This window comes from Streptomyces sp. DSM 15324 (assembly GCF_001514285.1).
Lineage (GTDB): Bacteria > Actinomycetota > Actinomycetes > Streptomycetales > Streptomycetaceae > Streptomyces.
The window spans coordinates 174335-188011 of record NZ_KQ949037.1 but is presented as its reverse complement, the minus strand read 5'-3'; the positions used below and the strand labels follow the sequence as shown (position 1 = coordinate 188011).

Annotated in this window: 12 protein-coding genes and 1 pseudogene; 8 read left to right on the top strand and 5 right to left on the bottom strand. The window is 72.1% G+C overall.

Annotated features, from left to right (window positions below; all coding sequences use genetic code 11):
- Positions 1-86 precede the first annotated feature (86 nt).
- Together AQJ58_RS36035 and AQJ58_RS36030 are read right to left on the bottom strand one after the other, a co-directional pair.
- Positions 87-1541 (bottom strand): annotated as a pseudogene (locus AQJ58_RS36035) (MDR family MFS transporter); the annotation flags it as partial.
- A gap of 111 nt (positions 1542-1652) precedes the next feature.
- On the bottom strand, positions 1653-2864 hold the full coding sequence (locus AQJ58_RS36030) for an FAD-dependent monooxygenase (protein WP_079079429.1): 1212 nt from the start codon (positions 2862-2864) through the stop codon (positions 1653-1655).
- A 355-nt stretch (positions 2865-3219) separates the two neighbouring features.
- On the opposite strand from AQJ58_RS36030, the gene melC1 reads away from it, so the two are divergent.
- Together melC1 and melC2 are read left to right on the top strand one after the other, a co-directional pair.
- Complete coding sequence (melC1, locus tag AQJ58_RS36025) at positions 3220-3594, top strand: apotyrosinase chaperone MelC1 (RefSeq protein ID WP_067258113.1); 375 nt, start codon at positions 3220-3222, stop codon at positions 3592-3594.
- A gap of 32 nt (positions 3595-3626) precedes the next feature.
- Positions 3627-4448 (top strand): tyrosinase MelC2, encoded by an 822-nt coding sequence (gene melC2, locus AQJ58_RS36020; protein WP_067258110.1) that lies wholly within the window; start codon positions 3627-3629, stop codon positions 4446-4448.
- Here melC2 and AQJ58_RS36015 read toward each other — a convergent pair whose 3' ends face one another.
- Positions 4449-5159, bottom strand: coding sequence for a ribonuclease H family protein (locus tag AQJ58_RS36015; RefSeq protein ID WP_067258108.1), 711 nt, complete (start codon positions 5157-5159; stop codon positions 4449-4451).
- A 24-nt stretch (positions 5160-5183) separates the two neighbouring features.
- Complete coding sequence (locus AQJ58_RS36010; RefSeq protein WP_067258105.1) at positions 5184-5978, bottom strand: VOC family protein; 795 nt, start codon at positions 5976-5978, stop codon at positions 5184-5186.
- 149 nt (positions 5979-6127) lie between these two features.
- Here AQJ58_RS36010 and AQJ58_RS36005 point away from each other — a divergent pair, with 149 nt between their 5' ends.
- The 5 genes from AQJ58_RS36005 to AQJ58_RS35985 all read left to right on the top strand — a co-directional run bounded on the left by AQJ58_RS36005 (position 6128) and on the right by AQJ58_RS35985 (position 11811).
- Positions 6128-7144 carry a zinc-binding alcohol dehydrogenase family protein gene (locus AQJ58_RS36005; RefSeq protein ID WP_199844767.1) on the top strand — a complete coding sequence of 339 codons (1017 nt, stop codon included), beginning with the start codon at positions 6128-6130 and terminating at the stop codon, positions 7142-7144.
- A gap of 213 nt (positions 7145-7357) precedes the next feature.
- Positions 7358-8800 (top strand): family 2B encapsulin nanocompartment shell protein, encoded by a 1443-nt coding sequence (locus AQJ58_RS36000; RefSeq protein ID WP_067258099.1) that lies wholly within the window; start codon positions 7358-7360, stop codon positions 8798-8800.
- A complete protein-coding gene (locus AQJ58_RS35995; protein WP_234360400.1) occupies positions 8797-9861 on the top strand; it encodes a family 2 encapsulin nanocompartment cargo protein terpene cyclase in 1065 nt (354 codons plus the stop codon). The genes AQJ58_RS36000 and AQJ58_RS35995 overlap by 4 nt, the downstream gene beginning before the upstream one ends.
- 76 nt (positions 9862-9937) lie before the next feature.
- Positions 9938-10810: a geranyl diphosphate 2-C-methyltransferase gene (locus AQJ58_RS35990; protein ID WP_199844766.1), complete on the top strand. Its 873-nt coding sequence runs from the start codon at positions 9938-9940 to the stop codon at positions 10808-10810.
- A 104-nt stretch (positions 10811-10914) separates the two neighbouring features.
- Complete coding sequence (locus AQJ58_RS35985) at positions 10915-11811, top strand: aminoglycoside phosphotransferase family protein (protein WP_067258182.1); 897 nt, start codon at positions 10915-10917, stop codon at positions 11809-11811.
- Between the two features lie 41 nt (positions 11812-11852).
- Here the strand turns inward: AQJ58_RS35985 and AQJ58_RS35980 are convergent, their stop codons facing one another.
- Complete coding sequence (locus AQJ58_RS35980) at positions 11853-12335, bottom strand: VOC family protein (RefSeq protein WP_067258094.1); 483 nt, start codon at positions 12333-12335, stop codon at positions 11853-11855.
- Positions 12336-12457: 122 nt separating this feature from the next.
- Here AQJ58_RS35980 and AQJ58_RS35975 point away from each other — a divergent pair, with 122 nt between their 5' ends.
- Positions 12458-13663, top strand: a complete 1206-nt coding sequence (locus AQJ58_RS35975) for an epoxide hydrolase family protein (protein ID WP_067258092.1) — start codon at positions 12458-12460, stop codon at positions 13661-13663.
- Positions 13664-13677 lie beyond the last annotated feature (14 nt).

Sequence of the window (13677 nt, the reverse complement as noted above, 5' to 3'; positions counted from 1 at the left end):
GGCGCGGACGCAGAAACTGGCACGGACGCCGACGCCGAGGCGCGAGCCGGGGCCGGCGCCGCCCCGGGCACCGGCACGGCGGCGGACGCCGGCGCGCGCGCCGTCTCGGGTTCCGGTTCGGGGTCGGTGTCTTCCGGGATGGTCAGGGCCACCGCGCAGGCAGCCAGGGCGATCGCGCCCGCCATGGCGAAGGCCAGCAGGTAGCCGTGCAGGGTGGGCACCGGGGCGCCTCCGACGAGGCTGGTGTGGTGGACGAGCACCGCGGCGACGGCGGCGCTGGAGACGGCCTGCCCGATGGTGCGCATCAGGACGTTGACGCCGTTCGCCGAGGCGGTCTGCCCGGCCGGCACGGCGCGCAGGATCAGCGCGGGCAGCGCGGAGTAGGCGAGCGTGGTGCCGGTGGCCACGACCGCCGCCCCCACCATGATCATCCACAGGTCGCGGCTGTCGGCGATGCGCACGGCGTATCCGGCGGCGATGACGGCGGCGCCCAGCGCGAGCGTGACGCGCGGGCCCCTGGCGGCGGAGATCCGTGCGGAGAGGGGGGAGAACAGCAGCATGGTCACGCCGCCGGGCAGCAGGCACAGTCCGGTCTCGACGATGGAGAGCCCGAGCCCGTAGCCGCTGGCCCTGGGCGCCTGGACCAGCTGGGCGGTCACGAGGGAGTTGGCGTAGAAGGCGAAGCCGGTCAGCAGCGCCGCGACATGGGAGAGCCCCACCCGGGGCCGGGACACCAGCCGCAGGTCCACCAGCGGCCGTTCGGCCCGCAGCTGGCGCCACCACCACAGGGCGAGGATCACGGCCGAAGCGAGGAAGAGGCCCACGATCCGGGGACCGGCCCAGCCCCACTGGCCGCCCTGGGACACCGCGAGGAGCAGACAGACCAGCCCGGCGGCCAGCCCCAGCGCGCCCGGTACGTCGAACCGGCCGGGCTCGCGCACGGGCGACTCCGGCACCGCCCACCGGATCAGCGCCACGCCCGTGGCGCCGAGGGCGGCGGTGACCCAGAACATGGTGTGCCAGTCGGCGTACTGGACGACCATGGCCGCCGCCGGCAGACCGAGCGCGGCGCCGATGCCGACGGTGGAACTCATCAGCGCGATCGCGGAGCCCCGGCGCTCCGCGGGGAGTTCGTCGCGCAGGATGCTGATGGACAGCGGTACGACGGAGGAGGCGGCGCCCTGGAGGGCGCGGGCCGCGATGAGGACGCCGATCTGGGAGGTCAGCGCGCAGATCACCGAGCCCGCGGCCATCAGGGTGAAGGAGAGCAGCAGGACGCGCCGCTTGCCGTACATGTCGCCGGCGCGGCCGAGGACCGGGGTGAGGACGGCGCCGGAGAGCAGCGAGGCGGTCACCATCCAGGAGACCGCGGCGGGTGAGGCGCCGGTCAGCCGGGGCAGGTCGGGCAGGAGGGGGACGACGACGGTCTGCATGACCGCCATCAGGATCCCGCAGTACGCCAGGACCACCATGGTGGACCGAGCCCGTGGGCCGGTGTCGTCGTCCCTGTTCGGGGCGGGTATCGGGACGGGCGACGCCATGGGCACTCCAGCGGCCGGCACGGTGGCGAATCATGGGTGAATGTGAATTCACCGTAGCAGTGAATTCACATTCACCCAAGGGGGGTGGCGCCTGGCCGGGGCCGGCGGGGGCTACTTGCGGCCCGCCAGGGCCCGGGTGTGGGCGCTGCGCGCGATCCTGGGGCCGAGCCAGCGCTTGAGGCGGCGCAGCGAGTCGAGCTGTCCGGCGGCGCGGTCGAGGCGGTAGTAGATCTGGGGCGGGACGTACGGCAGCAGGGGTGAGTGGCGCTGGCCGAGGAGGGCGAACATCTGCTCCGGGGGGAGGTCGATGTACCGGGTGAGGTTCTCGTACCACTGGGCGCTGAGGCGGGCGGCGCTCTGCTGGGGCAGCAGGGCGGTGCGGCGTTCGCGTTCGTAGCGGGCGAGGGCCTGCGGGAGGCCGTCGCCCCCGGCGAGCGCGTCGGCGAGGGCGAAGGAGTCCTCCAGGGCGAGGGTGGTGCCGGCGCCGATGGAGTAGTGGGTGGTGTGGGCGGCGTCGCCGAGGAGGACCAGGTTGTCGCGGTACCAGGTGCGGTTGGTGAGCGTGCGGAAGGTCAGCCACGGGGAGCCGCCGTCGGCGCCGGCCCGGCCGATCAGGGGGTGGCCGTCGAGGATGTGCGCGAAGAGCTTCTCCAACTGGACCAGGCCGTCGGTCTCGCTCGCCCGGTCCAGGCCGAGCCCGGCACAGGTCTCGGGGGCGCACTCGATGACGCAGGTGCTCTGCGCGGTGCTGAAGGGGTAGCCGTAGCACCAGATCCAGCCGTGTTCGGTCTCCACGAAGGCGAAGGTGAAGGAGTCGAAGACCTTGCTGGTGCCGAGCCAGACGTAGGAGTTGCGGCCGGGGGTGAGTTCGGCTCCGAAGTGGTCGGCGTGCCGGGTGCGCAGCGCGCTGTGGACGCCGTCACCGGCCACCACGAGATCCGCGTCGGGCAGATCGTCGGCCGTGACCGCGCACTCGAACTCCAGCCGTACGCCGAGTGCGCGGGCCCGGGCGGCCAGGATCTCCAGGAGTTTGTGGCGGCCGATGCCGTGGCCCTCGTCGCCGGGCTGACGGGTGGACAGGTCCCGGACGTGGGCGACGCCCTGGTTCCAGACGACGGAGTGCTCCTCGATCGCGCGGGCCGACTCGGGGTCGCGCGCGCGGAGCTTGTCGAGGAGCCCCTGCCAGTAGGTGACGCCCCAGCCGTACGTCGAGCCCTCGGGGTTGCGCTCGAGGACGGTGACGTCGTGGGACGGGTCCTGCAGTTTGAGGAGGACGGAGAGATACAGGCCGGCGGGCCCGCCGCCGACACAGGCGACCTTCACGCATACCCCTAGGAATGACCGGATGTGATGGGTTGACGACGCAGGGTAGCAGTGGAGGGTTGCCGCACCACGCACCCCGGCTCCCGGTTTCCGCCACTTTCTCCACGTGAGCCACACCACGGCCGGCACCTCGGCGCGCGAAAGATCACCGGAAGGTGCGTCTCCACGGAAAGGAATTGCCCGTTCCGCGCCCACCCGGACCTCCGTGACGCCAAGATCATCTTAGTTGAACATTGCACGACATGGGGGTGATTGTCCGGATCACAGCCAACCGGCCGCGCGGGATTTCTCCCGCTGTCGAAGGGCCCGATAGGCATGCCCGGTCGGCTACCGAACGCACCCCAGGAGATTCCGCATGCCCGACCTCAGCCGTCGCCGCGCGCTCACCGCCGCGACCGCCCTCGCCGGCGCCACGGTGCTCGCCGTCCCCGCGGCCAGGGCGAGCGCCCCCTCGCGCGACCACGACGCCCCCGCCGCCTTCGACGAGGTCTACAAGGGCCGTCGGATACAGGGCCGGCCGTCCTCCGGAGGCGGCCATCACCACCACGGCGGCGGCTACTCGGTGTCCGTGGACGGCGTCGAACTGCACGTCATGCGCAACGCCGACGGCACCTGGATCAGCGTCGTCAGCCACTACGACCCGGTGTCCACCCCGCGGGCCGCCGCCCGCGCCGCGGTCGACGAACTGCAGGGCGCCCGGTTGCTGCCCTTCCCCGCGCCCGCCAACTGACCTTTCCGCAAGTCCCTTTGGAGCACCCGCAGATGACCGTCCGCAAGAATCAGGCGTCCCTGACCGCCGAGGAGAAGCGGCGTTTCGTCGCCGCCGTCCTCGAACTGAAGCGCAGCGGCCGCTACGACGACTTCGTCACCACGCACAACGCGTTCATCGTCGGCGACACCGACGACGGCGAGCGCACGGGCCACCGGTCGCCGTCCTTCCTGCCGTGGCACCGCCGCTTCCTGCTGGAGTTCGAGCGGGCGCTGCAGTCGGTGGACGCGTCGGTGGCGTTGCCGTACTGGGACTGGTCCACCGACCGCTCACCGCGCTCCTCGCTGTGGGCGCCCGACTTCCTCGGCGGCACGGGGCGCAGCCGGGACGGGCAGGTGATGGACGGGCCGTTCGCCGCGTCGGCCGGCAAGTGGCCGGTCAACGTCCGTGTGGACAACCGCACTTACCTGCGCCGGTCGCTCGGCACGAGCGTGCGCGAACTGCCGACGCGGGCCGAGGTCGACTCGGTGCTGGCGATGGCGACGTACGACATGGCGCCCTGGAACAGCGCCTCCGACGGCTTCCGCAACCATCTGGAGGGATGGCGCGGGGTCAATCTGCACAACCGGGTCCACGTCTGGGTCGGCGGGCAGATGGCGACCGGTGTCTCCCCCAACGATCCGGTGTTCTGGCTGCACCACGCCTACATCGACAAGCTGTGGGCCGAGTGGCAGCGCCGGCACCCGGGGTCGGCGTACGTACCGGGCGGCGGGACGCCGAACGTCGTGGATCTGAACGAGACCATGAAGCCGTGGAACGACATGACCCCGGCGGCCCTGCTCGACCACACCCCGCACTACACCTTCGACGTCTGATCAGGCCTCGGCGGTACGGCACTCGGGGTGGCCCCAGCCCTGGGCGTTCTTGGCGATCTGCTCGCCGGCCGCGTACCCCCGGCCGCACACGCAGCGGCCGGGGAACTTGGCCTTGATCGTGCGCGCGGACGAGCCGCCACGGGCGGCGGAACCGCCGCCGCGGCGGGGCGACTTGGCGCCGCCGGAACGGGCCTGCTTCGGGGTGTCCGGGGACGGCGGCGGCTCTGGGGAGCCCTGCTCGCTGCCGGCCGCCTGCTGAACGCTCGCCGCCTGGCTGGCGGCGCGGTCGGCGAAGTCGTTGAGCGGGTCGCCGTCGACCTGGTGGGCGGGCACGTAACGGAACTCCACCGAGCGCCCGTCGAGCAGTTCGTCGATCCGCACGACCAGTTCCCGGTTGGCGACCGGCTTGCCCGCCGAGGTCTTCCAGCCGTTGCGCTTCCAGCCGGGGAGCCAGGTGGTGACGGCCTTCATGGCGTACTGCGAGTCCATCCGGACCTCCAGCGGCACACCCGGGTCGGTGGAGGCCAGCAGCCGTTCCAGCGCGGTGAGTTCGGCGACGTTGTTGGTGGCCCTGCCGAGCGGGCCCGCCTCCCAGCGGGCCGGGCTCTCCGCGTCGTCGGCGACCACCCATGCCCAGCCGGCCGGTCCCGGGTTCCCCTTCGAAGCCCCGTCGCACGCGGCCACCACACGTTCACGCATGCGCACGATCATGCCATGGCCGCGCGGCGGGGCCGGTCAGGCCGGCCTGGTCCGCGGCAGCTCGCCCTCGGTGGTGCTGACGTCGATCACCGAGAAGTTCGCGCCCTGCGGGTCGCTGAGGGCGGCGAAGCGCCCGAAGGGGCTGGTCATCGGGCCGAAGCGCAGGACGCCGCCGAGCTTGGTCGCCTTCGCCACCGCCTCGTCGCAGTCGCCGACGATGAAATAGACGTTGATGTAGGACGGCACCTCGGGCGGGAAGTCGTCCGTCATCCGCATCCGGCCGAGGACCGTGGTGTCACCGACGTCGAACATGCGGAAGTCGACGTTGTCGTCCTCGATCTGCCGGGCGGTGTACGGGAAGACGGAGGAGAAGAAGGTGTCGGCCCGCTCGGGCTCCCGGGTGAAGACCTCGGCCCAGCCGTAGGCGCCGGGGACGGCCTCGGCCTCGAAGCCCTCGTGGGTCCCCGCCTGCCAGACACCGAACACCGCGCCGCTCGGCTCCCGCGCCAGGCACATCGTGCCGAAGTCACCCACCTGCATCGGTTCCATCAGCACCTCGCCATGGTGCGCGCGGATCTTGGCCGCCGTCGCCGCCGCGTCGGGGGAGGCGAAGTACAGACACCACTGCGACTGGCCCTCCTGGCCGGGCATCGGCGGGACGACGGCGGCGACCGCCTTGCCGTCGACGTAGGCCTGGGTGTAGTTGCCGTACTCCGACGACGACTCGCCGAAGGTCCAGCCGAGGACCTCGCCGTAGAAGGTCTTGGCGCCCTCGACGTCGGTGAACATCGCGTCGGCCCAGCACGGGGTTCCCTCTGGTTGTACGGCCATGTCGGCGGCCCTTCCGAAAGAGACGACTGTGTCCGGATCCTCACGCTAGCCACCCGCTCGTGGGTGCGCGCGCCGAACGCGCCCTCGCGTCCCACACTGGGGGGTGTGGATCCGGCGGCAGGACAGGGCGGGTCATGACGGACGGGACGATGGGCGCGTGGTCGGTGGCCGAGCCCGGGCCGGTGACCGGGGAGCCGCTGCGGCTGGTGCGCCGGCCGGTGCCGGTGCCCGGCGCCGACGAGCTGCTGGTGCGGGTGCGCGCCTGCGGGGTGTGCCGCACCGATCTGCATGTCACCGAGGGTGATCTACCGGTACGTCGGCCGGGGGTGACGCCCGGGCATGAGGTGGTCGGCGTGGTGGCGGGCCGGGGCGAGGCGGTGGCCGGGTTCGCGCCGGGCGACCGGGTGGGCGTGGCCTGGCTGCGGCGCACCTGCGGGGTGTGTGCGTACTGCGCCCGGTGCGCCGAGAACCTGTGCCCGGCGTCGTCGTACACGGGCTGGGACGCCGACGGCGGCTACGCCGAGTACACGACGGTACCGGCCGCCTTCGCCCATCCGCTGCCGGAGGGGGTGGACGAGGTGGCGCTCGCGCCGCTGCTGTGCGCGGGCATCATCGGCTACCGGGCGCTGCGGCGGACCGCGCTGCCGCCGGGCGGGCGACTCGGGCTGTACGGCTTCGGGGGAAGCGCCCACCTGTGCGCGCAGGTGGCGCTGGCCCAGGGCGCCCGGGTGCATGTCCTGACCCGGGGCGCAGCGGCACGGCGGCTGGCGCTGGAGCTGGGAGCGGCCTCGGCGCGGGACGCCCACGAGGCGCCTCCGGAGCCGCTGGACGCGGCGATCCTCTTCGCGCCGGTCGGCGAGCTGGTGCCGGTGGCGCTGCGGGCACTGGACCGGGGCGGGGTGCTGGCCGTCGCGGGGATCCATCTCAGCGACGTACCGCCGCTGCGCTACGAGCGCGAGCTGTTCTACGAGAAGGAGCTACGCAGCGTCACCTCCAACACCCGTACCGACGCGCGGGAGTTCCTGACCCTGGCGGCGCGGCTCGGCGTCCGGGCGACGACCCACGCGTATCCCCTGTCCCGGGCCCCGCAGGCCCTGCGGGACCTCGCCGCAGGTCAGTTCGACGGCGCAGCCGTTCTGGTGAACGATCTTTCCCAACCCTCTTGATCGCGGCGCGTTGGAGTGCCCGAGCCTTCTCCTGAGGCACTTGGGGAGCCTTCTCCCCCATCCGCCCCGCTGCGCACCCATGACACCCGTATCCGCCCCATTCGCGCCGTACCCCTCGCTCACCGAGGGTGTTTGGCTGGTGCCCGCGGATCTTCGAAACCGCGCTTCGCGAACCGTCCGCCCAGCTCCGCGCACCAGCTTTCTGGAGAGACTGTGTCCACACCGGACAGTGCCACCGCTTCCGCTCTCGACGAACCCCCCTTCGAGCCGTCGGCCGACGGCTCGCTCACCAGCCTCAGCACCCGGGCGGCCCGCCAGCTCGCCACCACCCACAAGTCCGAACCGCAGATGCAGGCGATCAGCTCGCGCTGGCTGCTGCGCATGCTGCCGTGGGTGGACGTGAAGGGCGGCACCTACCGGGTCAACCGGCGTCTGCAACTGTCCGTCGGCCGGGGCCGGGTGCAGTTCGTGCACAACGGCGGCGACGACATCCGGGTCCTCCCGGACACCCTGACCGAGCTGCGCGTCCTGCGGGGCTACTCCGACAACGGCACCCTGGCGGAGCTGGCGTCCCGCTTCCAGACCCGTGAGGTCCGGCCCGGGCAGGTGATCTTCGAGGCGGGTCAGCCGGTCACGGAGACCTATCTCGTCGTGCACGGCCGGTTCACCCGCTACACGGCCGGCAAGTACGGCGGGGAGGAGATCGTCGGGGTCGTCTCGGGCGGCGACCAGCTCGGCGAGGAGGCCATCGGACAGGACGACCCGCTGTGGCTGTCGTCGGTGCGCGCGGAGACCTCGGGCGTGCTGCTGGTGCTGCCGGGGGACGTGCTGCGGGAGTTCCTCTCCCGGGTCCCCTCGCTCGCCGCGCACCTCCAGGCGTACGCCGAGCGGCAGCGGCGGCCGATGAACCGCAAGGGAGAGGCGGAGCAGCCGCTCCAGGCCGGCCACACCGGCGAGCCGACGATCGGTGCGGGCTACGTCGACTACGAACTCTCGCCGCGTGAGTACGAGTTGTCGCTGACCCAGACCGTGCTGAAGGTGCACACCCGGGTCGCCGATCTCTACAACAACCCGATGGACCAGACGCAGCAGCAGGTGCGGCTCACGGTCGAGGAGATCCGGGAACGCCAGGAGTGGGAGCTGGTGAACAACCGGGAGTTCGGGCTGCTGCACAACGTCGACTACGGTCAGCGGGTCAGCACCTTCACCGGGCCGCCGACCCCGGACGACATGGACGAGCTGCTGTCGATGCGGCGCAAGACCAAGCTGTTCCTCGCTCATCCCAAGGCGATCGCGGCGTTCTTCCGCCAGTGCAACCGGCGCGGTCTGGTGCCGGGCACGGCGACCGTGGACGGGCATGAGATCCCGGCCTGGCGCGGCGTGCCGATCTTCCCGTGCAACAAGATCCCGATCAGCGAGCAGCACACCAGCAGCATCATCGCGCTGCGCACGGGCGAGGCCGACCAGGGCGCGGTGGGCCTCTACCAGACGGGCATCCCGGACGAGTTCCAGCCGGGACTGAACGTGCGGTTCATGGGGATCGACGCCAACTCGATCATCCGGTACCTGGTCACCGCGTACTACTCGATGGCGCTGCTGGTGCCGGACGCGGCGGGCATCCTGGAGAACGTGCAGATCGGCCGGACGGCCGAGTGACGGCCGGGAGTGTGCGGCTGGGCGGTACCGGGGGCGGGCTGCCGGGACCGCCGAACCTCGCCGCGAGCCTCACCGCCCGGCGCGGCGGTGCGATCCCGGGTCTGCGCCACCGCGAGGTCGCCCCCGCCGACCCGCAGAAGGCGGCGGAGGTCGACCGCCGGCTGGAGGAGTGGGCGCGCGGCCTGGATCTGTTCCCGACGGCCTGGAACGGCGACTTCACGGGGTTCCAGTTCGGGCGGGCCGTGGTGCTCCAGCATCCGGGCGCCGCCGATCTGGACCGGCTCACGGTGGCCGGCAAGTTGCTGCTGGCGGAGAACGTCGTGGACAGCTGCTACTGCGAGGAGGACGAGGGCCGGGGCGGCTCCCGCACCGGGCTGGCCGGCCGGCTGATCCTCGCGCAGTCGGCGCTCGACCCCTTCCACGGGCCGCCCGCGCACCAGGAGGAGTGGACGCGGGGCATGCAGGCCGACGGTCCGCTGCGCTCGTACTTCTGGGCGCTGAAGGACTACGCGGCCCTCGCCACCCCCAGCCAGGCCGACCGGTTCGTGCACGACATGGCGCGGCTGCACCTGGGCTATCTCGGCGAGGCGGCCTGGATGGAGACCGGGTACCGGCCCAAGGTCTGGGAGTACCTGGTGATGCGGCAGTTCAACAACTTCCGGCCGTGTCTGTCGATCGTCGACATGGTCGACGGCTACGAACTGCCCGAGCAGCTCTACGCCCGCCCGGAGGTCCAGCGGGTCACGGCGCTCGCCTGCAACGCCACCACGATCATGAACGACCTGTACTCCTTCACCAAGGAGCTGGCGTCCGACCCCACGCACCTCAACCTGCCGCAGGTCGTGGCCGCCAACGACCGGCGCGGGCTGAAGGCCGCCTATCTGAAGTCGGTGGACCTCCACAACGAGGTGATGGAGGCGTTCGAGGCGGAGGCGGCGGTGCTCGCCGCGACCTCACCGCTCGTCGACCGCTACCTGCGGGGTCTGTCGGACTGGGTGGCCGGCAACCACGAGTGGCACGCCACCAACACCCATCGCTATGCGCTGCCCGACTACTGGTGAGCAGCGCTCCTCTGACCTTCCGTCGCATGACGCAGTACAGCATCACCATCACCATCACAAGGAGTCACCGTTGACCATGACCCCCGAGGCGCTCACCGAGGCCCTGCCGCTGCCGACCCAGTCCGTCTACCAGAACCGGATCGCGGACTACTGGAACGCGGAGGAGAACCCGGTCAACCTCGAACTGGGCCGGATCGACGATCTCTACCACCATCACTACGGCGTCGGTGACGCCGACCGGTCGGTGCTCGACGAGCCCGACCCCGAGCTGCGCAAGGAGCGGATCACCACCGAACTGCACCGGCTGGAGCACGCCCAGGCGGAGCTCCTGGCCTCCTGGCTCGGTCCCCTCACCCCGTCCGACCGGGTCTTCGACGCCGGCTGCGGGCGCGGCGGCGGCAGCGTCACGGCCAATCTGCGCTACGGCTGCCACGCGGACGGGGTGACGATCTCCGCCAAGCAGGCGGCGTTCGCGGGCGAGCAGGCCCGCAAGCGGGGTATCGACGACAAGGTGCGCTACCACCACCGCAACATGCTGGACACGGGCCTGGAGACCGGTGCGTACGCGGCCTCGTGGAACAACGAGTCGAGCATGTACGTCGAGCTGGACCTGCTGTTCGCCGAACACGCCCGGCTGCTGCGCCGCGGCGGCCGCTATGTCGTGATCACCGGCTGCTACAACGACACGTACGGGCAGGCCTCGCGCGAGGTCTCGCTCATCAACGCGCACTACATCTGCGACATCCACCCCCGCTCGCGGTACTTCCGGGCGATGGCGGACAACCGGCTGGTGCCGGTCCACGTCGAGGACCTCACCGCGACGGCCATCCCGTACTGGGAGCTGCGCCGGCAGGCCGACCATCTGGTGACGGGTATCGAGGACACGTTCCTGACCGCCTACAAGAACGGCAGTTTCCAGTATCTGATGATCGTGGCCGACCGGGTCTGAACCACCGGCCGGTCCGAACCGCCAACCGGTCTGAGCCGCCGGACCGACGCCCGTGCCGATCTATTCGTTGGACGGCCGGGCGTCGGTCCGCTGCAATGGGCCGCATGTGTGCCCAGAGGATGCACCCGGACGAGGTCGATCTCGACGCCGCGCTGGTCGGCCGGCTGATCGCCGACCAGTTCCCCGAGTGGGCGGGGCTGCCCGTGCGGCGCCTGCCGTCCTCGGGGACGGAGAACGCCATGTTCCGGCTGGGCACCGACAAGGTGGTCCGGCTCCCCCGGCATCCCGGCGCGGTGGAGGACGTGGCGCACGAGCGGCGCTGGCTGGCCCGGCTGGGGCCGAGTCTGCGGGTCGCCGCGCCGGTGCCGCTGGCGGACGGCGCACCGGGCGCGGATTTCCCCTGGCCGTGGTCCGTCTACGGCTGGCTGGAGGGCCGTAACCCGGTCGCGGGAGCCGTCGAGGAACCGCGGCGGCTGGCGGCGGACCTCGGGGCGTTCGTCGCCGCGCTGCGCGGGGTCGACGTCCCGGGCGGGCCGCCGAATCCCCGGGGCGGACCGCTCGGCGGGCGCGACGGTCACACCCGGGACGCCCTGGCGCGGCTGCGGGGGCGGATCGACACCGACCCGCTCACCGCCCTGTGGGAGGAGGCGCTGCGGGTGCCGGAACGGACCGCGCCGGGGGTGTGGGCGCACGGGGACCTCTCCCCCGGGAACGTCCTGGTCGCCGGGGGGCGGCTGACCGCGGTGATCGACTTCGGCACGGTCGGCGTGGGTGATCCGGCGGTCGACCTCGTCCCGGCCTGGAACCTGCTGCCCGCCTCGGCCCGCGGCACGTTCCGGGAGGCGGTGGGCGCGGACGACGACGAGTGGGCGCGCGGCCGGGGCTGGGCCCTGTCGATCTCCCTGATCCAGCTGCCGTACTACTGGGACACCAACCCGGCGCTGGCGGAGAACTCCCGCCATGTGATCAGGGAGATCCTCACGGAGGCCGGGGCCGGGTAGCGCGCCGCCGCCGTAGGGCCCTCGCCGTACGGCCCCCGCCGTCACCCGCCGGCGTAGGCCCTGCGCAGTTCCGCGATGTCGAGCTTGCCCATGGAGAGCATCGCCTTCGTGGCCCGGGCGGCCTTCTCCTGGTCGGGGTCCGTGATCATGGCCATGAGCTCGGTCGGGACGACCTGCCAGGACACGCCGTACTTGTCCTTCAGCCAGCCGCACGGCCCGGGCTCGCCGCCGCCCTCGGTGAGCCTGGCCCAGTAGTGGTCCACCTCGTCCTGGTCGGCGCAGTCGATCTGGAAGGAGATCGCCTCGCTGAAGGTGAACTCGGGGCCGCCGTTGAGCGCGATGAACTTCTGGCCGTTGGCGGTGAATTCGACGGTGACCACGGTTCCGGCGGGACCGGGTCCGGCCTCCGTGTAGCGGGTCACCCGCCCGACAGCGGCGTTGTCGAAGATCGACACGTAGTGGTGGGCGGCCTCCTCGGCCTGGCCGTCGAACCAGAGGCACGTGGTGAATCCGTCGGTGGTCATGAGGTCCCTCCTGGGGCGTGGAACGCGGTCACCAGTGTCGACCGGGGGACGCCCGGGAACTCATCGGTGCGGCCGGAAACAATCCGGATGGCGGAGGGTCCGTCGCCCTAGCATCCGGTCCCATGACGTCATCGACCGCGGACCGTCGCATCCGTCCCTTCCGTCTCGACATCCCGCAACACGACCTCGACGACCTGTACGACCGGCTCGACCGCACCCGCTGGCCGGAGGGGCTGCCCGACACCGGCTGGGCATACGGCGTGCCGGGCGACTATCTGCGCGACCTCGCCCGGTACTGGCGCGAGGAGTACGACTGGCGGGCGGCGGAGGCCAGGCTGAACGAGTGGCCGCAGTTCACCACCACGATCGACGGCACGCACCTGCACTTCGCGCACGTACGCTCCCCCGAACCGGACGCGACCCCGCTGGTCCTCACCCATGGCTGGCCCGGCTCGATCGTGGAGTTCCTGGACGTGGTGGGGCCGCTCGCCGATCCGGCGGCGCACGGCGCGGACCCGGCCGACGCCTTCCATGTCGTGGTGCCGGGCATCCCGGGGTTCGGGCTGTCCGGGCCGGTCACCGGCGCGGGCTGGGAGGCGGGCCGGGTCGCGGACGCCTGGGCCGAGCTGATGACCCGGCTGGGCTACGAGCGGTTCGGGGCGCAGGGCGGCGACTGGGGGGCGGCGGTCTCGCGCGAACTGGGGCGCGCCCACACCGGCCGGGTGATCGGGGTGCATCTGAACCTGCTGCCGGGGGCCCAGGCGACCCGGGAGCCCACACCCGGGGAACTGGAGGCGATGAGCCCCGGGGAACGGGAGCGCGCGCGGGAGTCCTGGCGCCGGTGGGCGGCGTTCTCGGCGGAGGGCGTCGGCTACGCCGTCCAGCAGTCCACCCGCCCGCAGACCCTGGCGTACGGCCTGACCGATTCCCCGGTGGGGCAACTCGCCTGGATCGTCGAGAAGTTCCGTGAGTGGACGGACGCGCGGGAGGTGCCGGAGGAGGCGGTCGACCGGGACCGGCTGCTCACCAACGTGATGCTGTACTGGCTGACGGGGACGGCCGGTTCGTCCGCGCGGATCTACTACGAGCGCCTGCACGCCGGGGACGGGAGGAAGGCCGCGCCGCACGAGCCGTCCGCCGCGCCGACCGCGCTCGCGCTGTTCCCCGCGGAACCGCAGATCCCGCTGCGGGGACGGGCGGAACGGACGGAGAACCTGGTGCGCTGGACGGAGTTCGACCGGGGCGGCCACTTCGCCGCGATGGAGGAGCCCGATCTGCTGGTGGACGACGTGCGGGCGTTCTTCCGGCAGCTGCGCGAGAAGGGCTGAGCGGGTCCTCTGCC

Excerpts from the sequence above, each read along its gene's own strand:
- melC2 (WP_067258110.1), top strand. The coding sequence starts at position 3,627 with ATGACCGTCCGCAAGAATCAGGCGTCCCTGACCGCCGAGGAGAAGCGG.
- AQJ58_RS36010 (WP_067258105.1), bottom strand. The coding sequence starts at position 5,978 with ATGGCCGTACAACCAGAGGGAACCCCGTGCTGGGCCGACGCGATGTTC.
- AQJ58_RS35980 (WP_067258094.1), bottom strand. The coding sequence starts at position 12,335 with ATGACCACCGACGGATTCACCACGTGCCTCTGGTTCGACGGCCAGGCC.
- AQJ58_RS36005 (WP_199844767.1), top strand. The coding sequence starts at position 6,128 with ATGGGCGCGTGGTCGGTGGCCGAGCCCGGGCCGGTGACCGGGGAGCCG.
- AQJ58_RS35975 (WP_067258092.1), top strand. The coding sequence starts at position 12,458 with ATGACGTCATCGACCGCGGACCGTCGCATCCGTCCCTTCCGTCTCGAC.
- AQJ58_RS35990 (WP_199844766.1), top strand. The coding sequence starts at position 9,938 with ATGACCCCCGAGGCGCTCACCGAGGCCCTGCCGCTGCCGACCCAGTCC.
- AQJ58_RS36015 (WP_067258108.1), bottom strand. The coding sequence starts at position 5,159 with ATGATCGTGCGCATGCGTGAACGTGTGGTGGCCGCGTGCGACGGGGCT.
- melC1 (WP_067258113.1), top strand. The coding sequence starts at position 3,220 with ATGCCCGACCTCAGCCGTCGCCGCGCGCTCACCGCCGCGACCGCCCTC.
- AQJ58_RS35985 (WP_067258182.1), top strand. The coding sequence starts at position 10,915 with ATGTGTGCCCAGAGGATGCACCCGGACGAGGTCGATCTCGACGCCGCG.